Raw genomic sequence first — 17014 nt, 5'->3', positions numbered from 1 at the left:
TTTCTGTAAAGTTACGATTTTATTGCGATTTTATTTCTGTCTGATGAATTCGGGGGCGATGCTTTGATCCGTCTACTTGATCCGTCTACGATGAGCGGTCGAGGGGGACATTATGGACTGAGTCATTGATATCAGAGAACAATTTTTTTTCCCCTGAAAACTATCACCGTCTTAATTATAAGATTTTTGCATATTATCCATTATAAATAATTCAAACGGTTCTTTTCACCGCCTGAGCCTTGTCTATCCTTGCCTGATTTTGCAAGGCAACAGCTTTGATATCCCAACCTGTCGTTCAGCCAACGGTGAATGGGGGGCTATGGGCCAATGGCACTGACTTAGGAGTTGTCTGGAAATAACTTCCCTATTTTCATTGCCTGACTCCGTTCGGACTGAGCTTGTCGAAGTTCGGTGGCACGACCCTTCGACAAGCTCAGGGTGAACGGAAATCGGGAACTTATTAAAAGACAATTCCATAGAGCGGCAAAGGACAAGCGAGAGCGCGAGCACGTTTATAAAATATCCGGGTTAAGTAGTTGGTTAACTACTTACGATGCCCTGATTCCTGCGGATATCTGTAACGGTGCGGGCTGTGGGAAGTGGTGCAAGGGGGCTGAACGACAGAAGCCTGATTTGCACCACCTTACGTTTGAAAGTCCGGCGATGGCCGACTTTGAAAACCGCAAAGGGTTGACGCGATTGCTCAGGATCAGGCTGTCCACCCAGCTTAAGTTTGCCTTGAGTAAAGTGGCCAGATTGAAAGAAACCAGGTTGCTGGCCACTAATCTGATGAAGCAGAACCAGCTTGAAGATGATTTGCAGAGTTTGATTATCAGCGGCGTCTATCTGAATAAGGACAGTGAGCTGCCCAAAAAACGTGAATCATTCATGGCATTGCTGGAGCAGCCCAAAGGCGACATTGTGCCTTTTGCCGAGAAGATTGATCCCATTCTTAATGAGATCTTTCGTATTGCCCAGGGGATTAGCCGACAACTGAAAGGTAAGATCAGTTTTGACCGGGCCCTGGCCCTGGCAGATATCAAGCAGCATGTGCAAAGACTGTTACAGCCGGGGTTTATGACGTCAGCGGGTATGGAGTGGCTTAGCCATTATCCTCGTTATTTCAAGGCGATTGAGGTCAGGTTGGAGAAATTGCCAGCCAAGGTAAACCGTGATCGCGCCTGGACGGAAGAGCTGACCGCTCTGCAGCAGAAATATGATAAACGCCGAGAGGCTCATTATCAGCATAAGGTGATCGATCCAAATCTTCAGCAATTCTATTGGATGATTGAAGAGTACCGGGTTTCCCTGTTTGCCCAGCAGCTGGGCACTCGTTTTCCGGTATCGGACAAACGACTGCGGAAATTGTGGGAAGAGGTGGAAGCGATTTAATTCATCAGTGTTTTCTCACCAATGTTATCAAGGAGTCACGGTAAATGTGTCAAGCATGGGCCTGATCAATATATCGGCCCTTGATAGGTCTGGTTAATGAGTACGTGTTATTTGATCTGTCATAACCTGTAGATGTTGTTAAGTCCGACAGGCTACTACTCTGCCGGTTGATGCCCGGCAGATAATTCAGATCAGGGGCTGGCCACAGCGGTTATGGCCAGGCAATCATCAGGCAGGTTGTGCTTCTTTTTCATCGCGGATTTTATCGACAATGGCAGTGGTTGAGCAGTTCTCCAGGAAGGCCAGCACTTTCACTTCACCACCGTATTCATGAACAATCGGAGCACCGACCACTTCATCCAGTGAGTAGTCGCCACCTTTTACCAGTACATCCGGCTTGATTGCCTGAATCAGATTTTCCGGGGTATCTTCATCAAAACTGACAACCCAGTCCACCGCTTCCAGGCCAGCAAGTACTGCCATTCGGCGGTCCACCGGGTTAATCGGGCGTCCTTCACCTTTCAGGCGGGTGACAGAATCATCGCCATTAATGGCAAGAATCAGCCTGTCCCCCTGCTTGCGTGCCTGCTCCAGGTAGCCAACATGGCCAGCATGGAGGATATCAAAACAACCGTTGGTAAAAACGATCTTTTCGCCGTGAGCCCGGGCATCTTCAACCGCAACCATCAATTGCTCGGCAGATACCGCACCTCTTTCAGCACCCAGCTCCCGGTTCACTTCACGTCTCAGTTCGGGCATGGAGACGCTGGCGGTGCCTAGCTTGGCCACAACAATGCCGGCGGCAATATTGGCCAGACCGGCAGCCTGGGGCATGTCACAGCCAGCGGCCAGGGAGGCGGCCAGTACCGAGATAACCGTGTCGCCTGCACCTGTTACATCGAAAACTTCTCTTGCCCTTGCCGGGTAGTGGACTTCAGGTTCATTTTCCCGGATCAGGGTCATGCCGTGTTCACTGCGGGTAATAAGCAGTGCTCCCAGCTCAAGGTCTTTTAACAGTTGTTGACCTTTGCTGACCAGCTCTTCTTCGCTGCGGCAGGGGCCAGCAATTGTCTCAAACTCTTTCAGATTGGGCGTTATCACCGTGGCACCACGGTAACGCTCAAAGCTGCTGCCTTTGGGGTCCACGAGAACGGGAATATTATGGGATCGGGCCAGGCGAATCAGTTGCTGACAGCCCTGCAGAGTTCCCTTGCCGTAATCAGAAAGGACAATGGCGCTCAGGTTATGGATAAGCTGGGCGGCCTTTTCTTCAATCACATCGGGACTCAGACCATCAAAGCTTTCTTCATGATCCAGGCGAATCAATTGTTGATGCTGGGAAATGACCCGTAATTTGGTAATGGTTGGCGCACCGGGGATTCGGGCAAAGCAGCAGTAAATGCCAGCGGCCTCCAGTCGGGTCTGAAGGACGTCGGCGGATTCATCGTCACCAGTTGCCGCGATAACCCATGCCGGTGCGCCCAGTGTGGCAATGTTAAGGGCAACGTTGCCCGCTCCGCCCGGACGGTCTTCTATTTGTCCGACTTTGACTACAGGCACCGGAGCTTCCGGTGATATCCGGGAGGTGGCACCATGCCAGTATCGATCCAGCATGATATCGCCAATTACCAGGACTTTGGCCAGATCAAAACGGGGAATCGTCAATTTCATCAATGAGGTCCAGTCAGCTTAATGGCAGTTGGTTAACTACTTACCATACCACAGCCGTGCAATATGCACCTTAAAGTCAGTTGACGGATATTTTGGCAAAGGCTGTACAGCGTGTGCTGGTACACCTTATACGCCTTGTTTCGTGTTTCCGGATCGGGGGCAGTGCAGCTGTTTTACGGTAAATTGGCGACTTTACCATAGATGTTTTCTGCTGCGTAAGTGAGAAATAATATTAATCCTGTGACGTCAGATGGTCGTCGTACTCCTCGACACCTCATCATTGTCAGCCTGGATATCCTGGCATTTAGACAGGTATTTTTGCAGTTTATTATTCTGGGAGTCTTTAAGCTCAGTGGCGTATTGAGGGTTATGTTCAAGTAATGTTTTGAGCTTAGCTGCATCATTGCGTTCGATCAGCAAAGCGATTTGTTTGGCAAGGGATAGTGTTTTTTCTGAGGGATTTTCTAATTTATAGGAACTGGCAGGGGCTACGGCTGGTGATGGTTGAGCTGATGCAGATGATTGGGGTTCTTTTGGTTTTGAAGATCTTGCCTCTTTCGCGCGCAACAGCAACATCTTTTCCAGAAGATTTAAGACACTGTTTTGAAATTTGGTCAGGTTTTCTGATTGGACTTCACTTGTTCTTGGGAAATAAGTTACCCCTGCCGGGTCCAGCTGAGCCCTTTTGAACAACGCATGGTAGGGGTGGCTTTCAGCCAGCGACTTTGAGAATGCGGCGATTAATTTGAATGGCGGGATGTGGCTGGATTGTGTTTTTATGCAGGGAATAACAAGGGTTTTATCCTGACTTTTCCATAATCCCAATGTCTTGAAGAGTATGGCAATGTCACAATTATCATCACTGGTATCAGGGCAAGTTGAGTCAGCGCCTTTGGGTGAATTGGATATTGAGTCAGTAACTGTACTTTCGGTTTGAGCCTGAGCACGCTTCGGGGGCGCAGAATGATCATAAAAAGTAGAAATTGTAGAAAGCAATGCCCCAATGAAATTTGTAGCGGTGGAAGCTGTTTTAAAAGGGTCGTCAGGTATAAAAAACGTAACACCCTGGTGGGAGATGGTCTCAGTAACTATACCTTTTCCTGAATCAGGATCGAGAATGCGCGATATTTGAAATACATCATGTTCCCGGAACATTTTTTTGGCATCCGTCTTATCAGGTGAAAATTCTGCCTTTAAAACATACTTTGGCATGTTGGAGACTCTGCGGGTTGCCATATTCAACGTACCTGACAGAAAAGCCTCGGCAATGTGTGCTGGATTTTCCCTGTCAAACCTGCCCAGTTGAATTGATCGGAGTATTAATGCTCTTTTGCATTTGGTCATGAACTTGATGAGTTCCTGAAACATTAAATTTCGTGGGTAGTTCGTCGAGATTACTTGCCACTCCCGAATACATGCTTGCAACTCATTGGGCAGAGAGCTTTTCGCAATGTCATTATTTTGAGGGCCTTTTAGCGATATAGAAGAACCAGAGCCAGAAGATGCAAGTATTGTTGTGTCGGCGCTACCGGGAAGCACAGCTCTTGCTTCAATGTCAGTGGTTCTGGTGGATGTTATGTCATTGGAGCCGGACTGGCTGGATGTATGCGTCTGACATGTTGCCACTGTTCGGTGAGGAGAAAAAACACATTTGGAGCTATCAGAAGCGGGTGCTAAAGGCCGGGTTAGCTGATTGGCAGGCGCTGCCGAGACGTTTGCCGGGTTGGTGCTTGGATATGTTTCCATTGGAAATGCCTGTTTAAGCTCAAGATACGACCAGTACATGGTTTGAATTTAATTGATGAGTTCCTTCTATCAATGGCTCCCAAGCTCCGTTCATCCTGAGCTGAGCCGAAGGGCACCCGGGGTGAACGGAGATTTTACACATCAAACTTATTGGAATGATGTACTAAGTAAGATTGAAAAAGGGAGCAAAAGTTCCATTTTCTTCCTGAGTAATATTTAAACGTGTTCTACGGTAACAGGCGGTTCATCCTGAAACTGCATCTTGTGCAGTTTGGCGTAATGTTCACCTTTCGCCAGCAGTTCAGTATGGGTTCCTCGTTCAATAATTCGGCCATGCTCCATTACCAGGATGCAATCGGCATTCTCAATGGTTGACAGGCGATGAGCAATCACCAGGGTGGTACGGCCTTTCATGATGCTGTCCAGGGCTGCCTGAATGTGGCGCTCGGATTCTGTGTCCAGGGCTGAGGTTGCTTCATCCAGAATCAGGATGGGCGCATCTTTAAGCACCGCACGGGCAATGGCCAGACGCTGACGCTGGCCGCCGGACAGGAGAACGCCGTCTTCGCCAACAATTGTGTGCATACCGTCCGACATGTCTTTGATGAACTCTGTGGCATGGGCCGCTTCTGCAGCCAGGCGGATATCTTCCTGATCGGCGGTATCCGCCAAGGCACCGTAGGCAATATTTCTGGCAACGGTATCATTGAACAGGGTGATGTTCTGGCTGACCAGGGCAATATGGCTGCGCAGGTTTTTCAATTCAAAGTCATTCAGGGGAACACCGTCAATCAGGATATCGCCTTCGGTATGGTTATAGAACCTGGGAACAATATTGGCGAGGGTGCTTTTGCCGGAACCGGATCGCCCCACCAGGGCGTAGGTTTGTCCGGGTTGAATGGTGAAGCTGATGTCTTGCAGTGCGGGTGATTCCGCGCCTGGATAAGCAAAACCAATCTGCCTGAATTCAACGCAACCGGTTACCCGGTCGCAGGTGTACTGGCCATGATTGGCTTCTGGTGTTTCATCCACCATGGCGAAAATACTTTCTGCCGCCGCGATGCCCTTCTGGATACTGGCGTTCACTTCGCTGAGCTGGCGGATCGGCTTGGGCAGCAGGGCGGCCGCTGTTACATAACCCACCAGGATTGCTGTAGTTGAGTCACCTTTGACAAACAGAACCATAAACAGCAAAAGGGCAAGGGCTATGGAGACAATAAATTGCAGAACCGGCGTATGGACGGAGCCCGCTTTGGCCAGCTTAAGGTTCTGGCGGGTATTGGCGGCACTGGAAGACCGGAAGCGATCACATTCATAACCTTCACCACCAAACCCCCTGACCTCCCGATAGCCATTAATGGTTTCCGAGGTGACATGGGTCAGGTCTCCCATGGAATTTTGCATATTTCTGCTGATCCTGCGGAAACGTTTGCTGGCATAGGCAACCACCATGGCGATGATTGGCAGTGCGGCAATAAAGATCAGGGTCATCTTCCAGCTGGTGTAAAACAGGAAACTGAGCAGGAAGACAACGGTCAGGCCTTCCCGGACGGCAACACGAATGGCATCGGTAGCCGCGGCAGTCACCAGGCTGACGTTATAGGTAATACGGGCAATCAGGTGGCCGGAGTTGTTGTTATCAAAGAATGCATTGGGCAGGTTGATCATGCGTTCGAACATCTCGGTTCTCAGGTCATGGATAACAAAGTTCGCGACCTTGGAGATGTAGTAATTACCCAGATAAGAGCCGATGCCCCGAACGATGGCGATAATGACCATCAGTGACGGGATCAGCCAGAGTGATGAAATGGCTGAGTTGGGCAGCCATGCCTGGTTTTGCAGCAGGGTGACCTCTTCGCCTTCCAGCGCCTGGACAAAGTATTCAAGCAGCTTGGCGAAACCGGGCTGGGTCAGGGCAAAGATAGCCAGGCCAAGGAGACTCAGGGCAAAATAGCCGATGTAGGGTTTTACGTAAGTCAGCAGTCGAAGGTAAATCTGCAGACTGCCAGGATTAGGGTTCTGTTCTGACATGGTATTGGATCATTTCCGGCTCTGGACAGACGTTGCCATGAGCGTAAGTGCCGCTTCCGATTAAAAGAAAAGTTTGGCTGGGAAGCACGTTCTGGCGGCATTTTCATTAAAATAAAAATGAACCCGCGAGCATAACAGCGATATCAGCCATTTAAAAAGCCTTTTTACCGGGCGTTTGCGGAAGCGCTTCAGGAAAAATAGCAGGTTTGTTTATTCGGTTGCGGAAAAAGGACAGGCTTAAAACCTGAATGTACTACTTAACCCGTCCGTTTTGACAAGCTGCTGATCAGGTATTACCTTTTGTAATACTCGAACCAGAGACCTCAGCCATGTCAACCAGCTCAATCACCAGCAAAGGGCAGGTCACCATTCCCAGTGCTATTCGGGAAAAATATCAGTTGCAACCCGGTGATAAAGTGCTCTTTCAAGAAAAAGACGGAGTCATCATCCTGACCCCCATGTCTGACGATATTGAAGCCCTTGGTGGTTGCCTGGCCCAGCACACCAATGGTCGCAGGGCATCGCTGGACGATATGGAAAAAGCCATTAAGGCGGGTGCTTCTGAAACCTGGATCAATCAACATGACCAGCACAAAGGCAAGTAGTAATGGACGGTATTGACACGAATATCCTTATTCGCTATCTGGTTCGAGATGACGAGCCTCAGTATCAACAGGTTCTCAACTTCCTCACCGGTTGCCAGAAGTTTTACATCAGCCCTCTGGTGTTGATAGAAACTGTGTGGGTGCTCAGTCATTTTTACAGGGTAGACCCCGAACAGCAATGTCAGAAACTCAGAGCTGTTTTGCACCTGCAAAAGTGCGTAACTGATCATTGTCCGGAAACCCTGAAAGCTCTTGATGATTATCAACAGGGTTATGATTTTGCGGATGCCATGATCGGGCATCATAACAAACAACAATGTGTAACAACCCTGACCTTTGACCGCAAGGCTTCAAGGTTGCCTGAGTTCAGCCTGCTCTGGCCGCAGTGATCGCCGGGAGGTGCAGGTCCTAAGGACCAAAGCCGGAATCATCATCTTCAGAATCACTGTCGCTGAAATCGGAAAGATCCGCTGTTGATGAGTCCCCCTCTGATCCCTGGTCAACGGAGTCGAGACTGCTATTGAAGCTGATAGCGGAATCACGGCGCTCATGAGCGTCACCTTTCAGATAGTCCTCCTGTTCAGAGATCAGCGCTGCCCGGTAATCTTCATCGGGATCGTCCACCCGGGCCATCTGCTCAAGACCCCTGACAAACTCTTCAGGATTGATTAACGAAGCTTTCATACTGGCTGCCACACGGGCCTTGGCATTGAGAAAATTGTGATTTTTCGGACGGGTTTTCCAGAGTGGATTTTGCTGGACTGCATAACCTCGATTCATCAGCTCACCAAGCACAGAGTGAAACTGTTCCTCATTGAAAATCATGCAAATCCCTTCTGCCATATTTAATGAGGCTGGCAGAAAAGCGGTAATGGGATAATTGGCCTGCTCATCAGTGGCCAGACTGTGAACATCAACATTATGATGAATAACCCGGTGTTTTCTGCCCAATGCCCGTTCGTAATAGCTAACCATATTCCGGGTTCGGTTTGACACATTGCCCATATCCGAGTCCTCCCTGAAGAGGGTTTGCCCGGATTCATCTTTTACCGAATAAAAATCGTTCTGCAGTTTTTTTTCCAACTGATCATAGCCAGCCAGTTTCTCCTGCAACACCTCTTTGGATATTTCCCCGGCAGCAAAGGATTTCTTCAGTCTCGCTCGATACTTGTCAACCTGCCGGGTGACAACCTGGTCTGAGACTAAAGGTATGGGTAATCGGTCTAAACGCTCCAGATCCAGTTTCTCCAGGGGAAAAACCTCCATCAGTGGATCAATATCTGCGGTCATGGGCTGTGCCGTGTCGCCTGGCTCTGTTGCCGGCTGCGCAATCACCATAACAGGTGCTGGGGATATATGATCAGCGTCGTAAACAGCCCATTGGCCATCGGGTTCTCTTATCAATAGCTGGGTATGTTCAGGCCCGTCACTGCGATTGCAGGCCCGTGTCTTGAAATAGAGACACAGGTCACCGTGTTCATTGACCTGCTCATTTCGCTGATACAGATAGCCATTGCGTTCAAGCTCCTCAAGGCGGTTCTGGCTGATTCTTAATGGCACAGCCTCGGCGTACGGATTGCCGTGGCGATCTACCCCTTTCAGGCACTTTTCTGCCTGCTTGCTGTATTTTTCTATTTTACTGTCCCTGTCCAGGGCCAGTTTGCTGTACTGCTGAAGCACCGGAATGGTACCTGCCTGAGCCCCCCAGTTACTGCTTTTTGCCTTGATTCTGAAATGTTTGGTGGGCCACCCTTCATCAATCAAGGTGCGACAGACTGGCTCCACAGGTCGGGTAAACAGTGCTGCACCGCGGTGATCAGCGGCCTCTTTCAGCTGGCTCAGAAGATCATAGGGGATTCCCTGGAGGGAGTGTGCTGCAACCCGTTGCAGGCCGGTGATTACTTTGTCCCGGGAAGTATGTTCCTGCACAGGGTCAGCCAGAGTGATCAATGAGTTACTGAGGCTTTTTTGTGAATCTTTATCCAGTCGGCTCGCAGTTCTGTCACTGTTAACACCCTTGCCAATATGGGTATCACTGCGCTCAGTGATCGGGGAAACCTGCCGGGTATTGGCAAACACCCCTCGAGTGTTATCGTTGGCCGGCCTGGGTTTATTTTCTTGAGCTGGATATTGAGTTGGTGTATTTGTGGTAATTTTTTTGGCCATAGTATGCAGGCTTCCCCAGCTCATCCCGTTGCGAGCGAAACTATCAATGTTTTGCATCGGCAGTCTTTGCTCCCTTTAAAGAACAGGGTCTCCACAAATTCTCATGACCAGCATAGATGGTGTTGAGGGTTTGTAATCTGAATTTTTGCGTCACCCATGCACAATGAAAATGCTCGAGGTGCAGGGCAAGCGCAGAGAAGTTTCCGGAAGCGATTGCGAAGTGTTGTCCCGGTTTAGTTGCCCATTAGTGGTCAGGAGTGGTTGGAGCGTTTGCCTGATGGACGTTGTTTAATCTGAAAGGTTTAAGTTCAGTCCTGCGAAGTCTGGCGGGGAAGTTCAAGTGGGAAAGCCAGGGTCTTTCTTTTTGCTGGTTTCTTTTGAAACACATTCAAGATTCAAGACTTGGCACTGGATTCCTCTTTCACCTTATGGAGATAGAACCGCACCTCAATTTTTCCATAATCAACATGGCCATCATTATCGATAGTGGCAGTACGACTGAGCGAGATGCGAGATTGACTGTCATATTTGAGAGGCTCTCCATCAGTAGTTCCTGCCCCCCCCGCAAGGGTTGGAATAGCGTTCATGCGGTAGGTGATGTCAGTGCTGTTGTCGTTACGTATCACATCGATAGCCAGCTCTGGGTCTTGTTGGGTTAGCAAACCCCAATCGGGCATCATGTCAAACAGAGTGCCCTGGATACAGTAGAGCATATGATTAAGCTCGGTCTGGTTGATGTGGCTGAGTATCTGCATCTTTGTTTCGATCGGTAGCCCATCAAGGCTACTGATAATCTCGCCTTCTAACGCCTGACGAACTTCGTTGGCGGCATCCGTCTCATTATGAGCCATCTTATAGTGGTATTCAGTGCATAGAGCACTATTGTCAAAGTTGACTCCATTGTTGTTGTGAATACGTACAGTGTTTCTGATCAAATCGACACCGATCTGGTTGGGGATGACAAGTTGACCTTGTTTATCTAAATCGGCTTTCATGGCGAGCATATCGCTTTCATGGCAACTGTCACTGGGGATTCGCACCTCTCTTTCAATCTCAGCCGGTATGGCCAGATCCTCAAAAATATGGTCTGGAGCCTGCATAGTAGCAATAATCTTATCGTTGATTTTGGTCGCCATTTCACTGAGAAAGCGCTTGTTGGTATTTGGGCTGGAGAGGAGAATGCCTTTGTAGACATTGGGCATGAGAACCAATTGCTCTTGCAGGTAGTCTCGAAACAAAGCCAGTTGCCGGGTCGTGCAGGGTGGATCGTCCAGCATCTCGAGTTCATCCATATAGGCGTTGATGAGGGCCTTGATTTGCTGACACTGCTCTGAACTATTGTGGGTCGTGTCGGTGAGCTTTTTAGTTGAGGTCTGGATTTTCTCCTCGAGAATTATAAGCTGATCCTTCTCTTGTTTATTCTGTTTGAGGTCAGTGATCTTATGGGGTGAAGACAGGGTGATTTGGCGTTTCTCCAGACCAAAATCTGTCCGCTCATTGGATAATGCATGTCCAGCTTTGCCAATTGTTGGCTCAGCATCTGCTATTTGGGAAATTCGGCCTGTACTGGTGTTTTGAGTCTTCTTAGGATTGTTGTTGTTTGGTGGGATGGCTGGCTGACTTGGGGTGCTCTCATCGACCTTACTCATTGGCTTCATCCATGTGCGCTGTTGGGTATCTCCTGAAGTATAGGAAACGGATCAGGCATCTCACGATCAACGACTTTATGGCTTTGAGCGTTAGCAAATCCCTTCGGCTGGTTTCCGTCGCAATGTCAACGTGGTAACTCGGTTATATCTGGTCATATACGTATACCCGTGCACTTAAATGCCGGTAAGGCGGGCAGATATAAGGGTGTATAAAACTTGCGTATGAGTGGCGGAGTGGTAGGATTGCCGCCATTTTAGTTGCTCGGCCTCCTGGAGCAGACAGATTTAAAAGTGTGTACAAATATGTGTACGAAAAAAATTTAAAGATTTTGAAAGGCGGAATAAGTTTTGGAAATTAATAAGTTAAGAAACGTTGCCATTATCGCCCACGTAGACCACGGCAAGACTACGCTGGTGGATAAGCTGCTGCAGCAGTCAGGTACTCTGGGTCGTAAGGACCAGGGCGCTGAGCGTATCATGGACTCCAATGACCAGGAAAAAGAGCGTGGTATTACCATCCTGGCCAAGAACACCGCGATTGAGTGGCAAGATTTCCATATCAATATCGTTGATACCCCGGGACACGCTGACTTCGGTGGTGAAGTTGAGCGGGTGCTCTCCATGGTTGACTCGGTTCTGCTGCTGGTGGATGCCGTTGATGGTCCGATGCCACAGACCCGCTTTGTTACCCAGAAGGCCTTTGAGCAGGGCCTGAGACCGATTGTGGTTATCAACAAGGTTGATCGTCCGGGTGCTCGCCCTGACTGGGTTATGGATCAGGTATTTGATCTGTTTGATCGTCTGGGCGCTACGGATGAGCAGCTGGACTTCCCGGTGATTTACGCCTCCGCACTGAACGGTGTTGCCGGTCATGACCCGGACAATCTGGCTGAAGATATGACACCGCTGTTTGAGATGATTACTGAGCGTGTGCCTGCGCCACCGGTCAATGTTGACGGTCCTTTACAGATGCAGATCAGTGCCCTGGATTACAACAGCTATGTTGGTGTTATCGGTATTGGCCGTATTACCCGTGGTGTACTGAAGCCTGGTCAGCAGATTGTGCTGGTGGATCGTGACAACAAGCAGCGTAAGGCCAAAGTGCAGCAGGTCATGGGGCATCTGGGGCTTGAGCGTGTTGAAGTGGCCAAAGCCCGTGCCGGTGACATTGTCTGTATTACCGGTATTGATAAGCTGAACATTTCTGACACGATCTGTGATCCTGAACGTCCGGAAATGCTGCCACCGCTGACGGTTGATGAGCCAACAGTCAGCATGACCTTCCAGGTGAATGACTCTCCGTTTGCTGGTCAGGATGGCAAATTCGTTACCTCCCGTAATATCCGTGAGCGTCTTGATCGCGAACTGATCTCCAACGTAGCGTTGCGTGTTGAGCAGGGCGATGATGCGGATAAGTTCAAGGTGTCTGGCCGTGGTGAACTGCACCTGTCTGTTCTGATTGAAACCATGCGTCGGGAAGGGTTTGAGCTGGCGGTTTCCCGTCCACAGGTAGTGGTCAAGGAAATTGACGGCGTTAAGCAGGAGCCCTTTGAGCACGTGGTGGTGGACATTGAAGAACAGCACCAGGGACCAGTCATGGAAGAGCTTGGCCTGCGTCGTGCTGAACTGAAGGATATGGTACCGGATGGTAAAGGACGTGTGCGTCTTGACTTCATTATGCCGGCTCGTGGCTTGATCGGTTTCCGTTCCCAGTTCCTGACCATAACGTCAGGCAGCGGTATCCTGACCTCCATTTTTGATCATTATGGTGAAGTCAAGGGTGGGGAAGTCGGCCAGCGCAACAACGGTGTTCTTATCTCCATGGTGAATGGCAAGGTGTTGGCCTATGCGTTGTTCAGCTTGCAGGAGCGTGGCCGTCTGTTCATTAACCCTAACGTTGATGTCTATGAAGGCCAGATTATCGGTCTGCACAGTCGCGATAATGATTTGACGGTAAACCCAACCAAAGCCAAACAGCTGACTAACGTTCGTGCCGCGGGTACCGATGAGAATATCATTCTGACGCCACCGGTTCGTCACTCTCTGGAGCAGGCTCTGGAGTTTATTGATGATGATGAGCTGGTTGAGGTGACGCCCAACTACATCCGTATTCGCAAAAAGTTCCTGAAGGAACATGAGCGTAAGCGCGCAAGTCGTTCGAAGTAATACTGGCGAATAACTGAAATACTGTATGCAAAGCCCCACTTAGTGTGGGGTTTTTTTATGGCCCTAACCAGGGGTTGCCGGGGTATGGGACCGTGGTCGTTAGCTGAGTTATAATTGCTGCAATAACAAGGCATGCCACAAAGGTATAACCCGGTGATGCTATCCAGCCTTCCAGAAAGTGAGGGTTACGTTTTCCCTCCGCTAAAAAGTGTCTTTTCTTTTCATGTTTAACCCGTTTGTTTTTATCTGCCTTGTAGCGCTGTCGCATTTGTTCAATGTCGGCCGTTGTCAGGGGAGATACCGGGGGCCTGTTGCTTTTCTGGCTCAGTCGGTGAGAGACCAGAAAACCGTATTCCAACGGTGAGGTGAGTAATATGACCGGGTTGATGTGCGGGTTGTCGTAGAGTTCAGGAATGGTTGCAAACAGGTCTTCACTATTGTCCAGAACCACTGCTGGCGAGGATGTCAGATCGGTGCTGACGGGCCCCGGGCCCAGTATTTTGCTGGTGGCTATTCGGTTGTGGCTGATATCGATATCAACAATATACAGATTCGCTGACAGGGCGATGCATTGCAAAACCGCATGCCGCTTCTCCTTAACCCCCTTGAAGTTCTCCAGCATTAACATTTCTGGGCAAACCCTGGTGTTGCTAATGGTGGTTCTGGTTAATAGTTCAAACAGGTTGTTATAGAGTTCGTCATCACGGGCGAGATGCTTATCCAGTTCCGTGTGATGGCTTAACCAGGCCGCAAGGTCATCTTTGCTCTGCTCAAGGATGAACGTTTCAAAGACGTTTTTCTCTTTTTTATTTAGATTCAATGCTGGCTGAAGCAGTTGGTGCAGCTCACCATCTGCCGTTCTGCCTGCCGAAATAAGCAGTTGTGAAAGATAGCGATAAAATTGTTCGGGTCGACAGGTATGCAGGGCTTGTAAAGCCGTCAGGGTATATTGCCTGCGATCATTCTGTTGGGTTTCAGGATTGGTTGAGTAAATCTTAAAGCCCGTCCTGGCTACCCATTGCTGAATCATTATTTGATCATCATCAGAGAAGTACCGGGATGCTCTGGCGGGAATTGCCATTAGGATGATCAAAAAGACCACAATTGTTTTAATTACTTTTCCAGGTTGGTATTTCATATTCTTCGGGCTGTTGCTGTTTTATTACCCTCTCCAGAGAGGTCGGTGTACGTAGCTGAATGGCGTGGTGTTATCAGTAGAGGATGTTTATGTTCTAAGTCTCAGACAGGTTGCCGCCGAATTAGTTCAAGTGATGTTTTTAAAAGTGACGACGTGCCCTTTGCCGCAATAACCGTTTAAGGTTAAGGTTAAGCATTGTTCTGGTGTTTTCCTGAAAGGATTTTCCATGCGCACCCTGTATCCTGCCATCAAACCCTACGCTAACCGGCACCTGCAAGTTGATGATATTCATGAGATATACATTGAAGAGTGTGGTTCTCAGGATGGGCTACCGGTTCTTTTCGTGCATGGTGGACCGGGTGCCGGTTGTACAGAGCAGGATCGCCGTTTTTTTGATCCGGAAAAGTATCGGATTATTCTTTTTGATCAGAGGGGGAGTGGCCGCTCCAGACCCCATGCTGAACTGGAGCACAATAATACCACTGCACTGATTGAAGACATGGAGTTGATTCGTGAAAACCTGGGAGTTGAGCGGTGGCTGGTATTTGGCGGCTCCTGGGGCTCAACACTTTCGTTGCTGTATGCCCAGGCGCACCCGAAGCGTGTGTCAGGACTGGTTCTCAGGGGAGTTTTTCTTTCCCGGCAACAGGATCTTGACTGGCTTTATAAAGAGGGAGCCAGCAGAGTATTTCCGGATCATTGGGCACACTTCCTTGAGCTGATACCGGAAGGTGAACGAGGCGATCTTCTGGAAGCTTACTATCAGCGGCTGTTTGGCGAGGATGAACTGGCCAGAATGAATGCTGCCAAGCACTGGTCTTTGTGGGAGGGTAATACGGCAACCCTGCGACCCAACCATGAACTGGTGGATCATTTTGCTGATCCACACCTGGCCTTATCTCTTTCGCGGATAGAGTGTCATTACTTTAAACATAAGTCCTTCATTAACCCGAATCAGATTATAGAGAAGATGAATCTGATATCAGCCATTCCCGGCGTGATCGTGCATGGGCGTTATGACATGATCTGTCCGCTGGATAATGCGCAGGCGCTTGTGGATCACTGGTCGCAGGCAGATTTGCAGATTATCCGGGATGCGGGTCACGCTTCCTGTGAGCCGGGTATTGTGGATGCACTGGTTAGGGCAACGGATGATTTTGCCCGAAGATTGGCTCCATAAAAGCAGAGCGTATTGGAAAAACAACTCGAGATGCATCGATGAAAGGTTTGATTCAGCGGGTCAGTCATGCCAGCGTGGTGGTGGATGGGGAGACGGTCGGAGAAATCGGTTCCGGCATTCTTCTGTTGCTGGGTGTCGAAAAAGGGGATGACCTGGCTCTGGCGGATAAACTGCTGGAAAAAGTGTTGAAATATCGAATTTTCAGTGATGATCAGGGCAGGATGAACCTTGGTTTGCGCGATGTGAGGGGCGGCCTGCTTATTGTTTCCCAGTTCACTCTGGTTGCGGATACCCGTAAAGGATTGCGCCCGGGTTTCAGCGCCGGGGCCTCTCCTGAGCAGGGAGAAAAGCTATATCACTACTTTGTTGAGCGGGCTGAAGCTCTGCATCACAATGTTGCCACCGGCCGCTTTGGTGCAGATATGAAAGTCTCTCTGCTCAATGATGGGCCGGTGACGTTTCTGCTGGAGTCTTAGCGTCAAATACCGAAAAACGGAATGGATCATCAAGCCTGGTAATAGGCTGATGATCCATATTTTGGCTACAGTGCAGCATTATCATCCTCGGCAGCATCTGTTTCGACCGTTTTGAATACCTCCATTTCAAACTCAGGCTTGCCATTGAGGGGAAGCAAGGGTGGCATGCCTTCAGCATCTTCCTTGTTGAAGAAACAGTAAGTAGACTCATCAACAGGGAGTGGCTCGTAGGTGTAATTTACATAGCCCTCTTCCACTCCTTCAAGTTCCACATCTTCAGCTTCCAATCGCGTCGGGTCAAAGTCGCTTTTGTCAAGCTCGGCCAGATAACGCTGATGGTAGAAGTATGGAGTAATTTTATCGGCAATCGCTACAGGCCCCGGGCTTACTGCTGCAAGGCCGGAAAATATCACCTGGCCGGCAGGGTAATAGTATGGGCCAAAAAACGCATTTGCTGTTAGACAGCAAAGCTGCTTTGCAAAATAGCCAGTAACTGTATAGTCGACAACAGCTTTAACAGCCCTGGGGCCAAACTGTACAGTTATACCTCCGCCAATACGTCCAGCTACGAACATGGCTAAAGGTCGAGACACGGGCTCGGAATAACTGATAAACCTCTTGGTTAATCGGGCTATTCCACCTGGTATGGCAGAACCAATCATGGTTAACCTCCTTATTAAAATTCTTTTGAACTATTGTTCTAGACTATGAGGTTTCGGAAAAGTTCCGCCAATGTTGGCTAATTGGGCAAAATAATTGCAAATAAGGCGATAGAGGGCCTGACATTGGGTGTC

13 protein-coding genes are annotated in these 17014 nt (G+C 49.2%); 6 read left to right on the top strand and 7 right to left on the bottom strand.

What is annotated here, in order from left to right; all coding sequences use genetic code 11:
- Positions 1-411 precede the first annotated feature (411 nt).
- Positions 412-1392, top strand: a complete 981-nt coding sequence (locus tag ACO6UX_RS07860) for a DUF3418 domain-containing protein (RefSeq protein WP_422446467.1) — start codon at positions 412-414, stop codon at positions 1390-1392.
- Positions 1393-1620: 228 nt separating this feature from the next.
- On the opposite strand, the gene hldE is transcribed toward ACO6UX_RS07860, so the two are convergent.
- From hldE to msbA, 3 genes are all read right to left on the bottom strand, one after another.
- On the bottom strand, positions 1621-3063 hold the full coding sequence (gene hldE / locus ACO6UX_RS07855; protein WP_422446465.1) for a bifunctional D-glycero-beta-D-manno-heptose-7-phosphate kinase/D-glycero-beta-D-manno-heptose 1-phosphate adenylyltransferase HldE: 1443 nt from the start codon (positions 3061-3063) through the stop codon (positions 1621-1623).
- Positions 3064-3309: 246 nt separating this feature from the next.
- The gene (locus tag ACO6UX_RS07850) at positions 3310-4602 is read right to left on the bottom strand and encodes a hypothetical protein (RefSeq protein WP_422446463.1); all 1293 of its coding nucleotides are present in this window, start codon (positions 4600-4602) and stop codon (positions 3310-3312) included.
- Between the two features lie 423 nt (positions 4603-5025).
- Positions 5026-6840 (bottom strand): lipid A export permease/ATP-binding protein MsbA, encoded by a 1815-nt coding sequence (gene msbA / locus ACO6UX_RS07845; RefSeq protein WP_422446461.1) that lies wholly within the window; start codon positions 6838-6840, stop codon positions 5026-5028.
- 329 nt (positions 6841-7169) lie between these two features.
- On the opposite strand from msbA, the gene ACO6UX_RS07840 reads away from it, so the two are divergent.
- Together ACO6UX_RS07840 and ACO6UX_RS07835 are read left to right on the top strand one after the other, a co-directional pair.
- Positions 7170-7445: an AbrB/MazE/SpoVT family DNA-binding domain-containing protein gene (locus tag ACO6UX_RS07840; RefSeq protein ID WP_422446459.1), complete on the top strand. Its 276-nt coding sequence runs from the start codon at positions 7170-7172 to the stop codon at positions 7443-7445.
- Positions 7446-7447: 2 nt separating this feature from the next.
- Positions 7448-7834 carry a PIN domain-containing protein gene (locus ACO6UX_RS07835; protein ID WP_269673177.1) on the top strand — a complete coding sequence of 129 codons (387 nt, stop codon included), beginning with the start codon at positions 7448-7450 and terminating at the stop codon, positions 7832-7834.
- Positions 7835-7853: 19 nt separating this feature from the next.
- Here ACO6UX_RS07835 and ACO6UX_RS07830 read toward each other — a convergent pair whose 3' ends face one another.
- A complete protein-coding gene (locus ACO6UX_RS07830; RefSeq protein WP_422446456.1) occupies positions 7854-9668 on the bottom strand; it encodes an anthrax toxin-like adenylyl cyclase domain-containing protein in 1815 nt (604 codons plus the stop codon).
- 338 nt (positions 9669-10006) lie between these two features.
- Positions 10007-11260: a hypothetical protein gene (locus tag ACO6UX_RS07825; protein WP_422446454.1), complete on the bottom strand. Its 1254-nt coding sequence runs from the start codon at positions 11258-11260 to the stop codon at positions 10007-10009.
- Between the two features lie 348 nt (positions 11261-11608).
- Here ACO6UX_RS07825 and typA point away from each other — a divergent pair, with 348 nt between their 5' ends.
- The gene (typA, locus tag ACO6UX_RS07820) at positions 11609-13426 is read left to right on the top strand and encodes a translational GTPase TypA (RefSeq protein WP_422446452.1); all 1818 of its coding nucleotides are present in this window, start codon (positions 11609-11611) and stop codon (positions 13424-13426) included.
- A gap of 55 nt (positions 13427-13481) precedes the next feature.
- Here typA and ACO6UX_RS07815 read toward each other — a convergent pair whose 3' ends face one another.
- A complete protein-coding gene (locus ACO6UX_RS07815; protein ID WP_422446451.1) occupies positions 13482-14456 on the bottom strand; it encodes a hypothetical protein in 975 nt (324 codons plus the stop codon).
- A gap of 334 nt (positions 14457-14790) precedes the next feature.
- Here ACO6UX_RS07815 and pip point away from each other — a divergent pair, with 334 nt between their 5' ends.
- Positions 14791-15744 (top strand): prolyl aminopeptidase, encoded by a 954-nt coding sequence (gene pip / locus ACO6UX_RS07810; RefSeq protein ID WP_422446449.1) that lies wholly within the window; start codon positions 14791-14793, stop codon positions 15742-15744.
- A 38-nt stretch (positions 15745-15782) separates the two neighbouring features.
- The gene (dtd, locus tag ACO6UX_RS07805; RefSeq protein WP_422446447.1) at positions 15783-16220 is read left to right on the top strand and encodes a D-aminoacyl-tRNA deacylase; all 438 of its coding nucleotides are present in this window, start codon (positions 15783-15785) and stop codon (positions 16218-16220) included.
- Positions 16221-16285: 65 nt separating this feature from the next.
- Here the strand turns inward: dtd and ACO6UX_RS07800 are convergent, their stop codons facing one another.
- A complete protein-coding gene (locus ACO6UX_RS07800) occupies positions 16286-16882 on the bottom strand; it encodes a hypothetical protein (RefSeq protein ID WP_422446445.1) in 597 nt (198 codons plus the stop codon).
- Between the last annotated feature and the right edge of the window lie 132 nt (positions 16883-17014).

This window comes from Endozoicomonas sp. ALB091 (genome assembly GCF_049310265.1).
GTDB lineage: Bacteria > Pseudomonadota > Gammaproteobacteria > Pseudomonadales > Endozoicomonadaceae > Endozoicomonas.
This window is presented reverse-complemented; position numbering and strand designations above follow the sequence as displayed.